Genomic DNA, 377 nt, shown 5'->3' on the forward strand with positions numbered 1-377 from the left:
GGTGGTCGGCGAGCTGACCGGGCTGGTGCGACGGTATCCACTGCGGGAGCGGCTGCGCGGCCAGCTCATGCTCGCCCTGCACCGCAGCGGCCGTACCGCCGACGGCCTCGGGGTCTACCGGGACGGGCGCGCGGTGCTGTCGACGCAGCTCGGCATCGAGCCGGGGAAGGAGCTGCGCGACCTGCACCGGGCGATGCTCGGCGGTGGCACTCCCCCGACGGGTCGGCCCGCCCGGACAGGCGGGCGCGCGGGGCAGGCCGCCGCCCCGGCCGCGCCGCCCGCCCCGCCGCCGTCAGCCCGGCCGGTCCCGCCGTGGATACCGTCGCACCAGCCCGGTCAGCTCGCCGACCACCTGCTCGTGGCGGCCGAGGTCGAGA

The 377-nt window shown here is 78.8% G+C and carries 1 protein-coding gene; it reads left to right on the forward strand.

All coding sequences use genetic code 11. The features are described 5' to 3' along the window. Positions 1–377 (forward strand): AfsR/SARP family transcriptional regulator (locus ACSNN9_RS28685; RefSeq protein ID WP_436676423.1); only part of this gene is annotated, 377 nt, incomplete at both ends.

Source organism: Micromonospora sp. URMC 107 (assembly GCF_051386315.1).
GTDB lineage: Bacteria > Actinomycetota > Actinomycetes > Mycobacteriales > Micromonosporaceae > Micromonospora.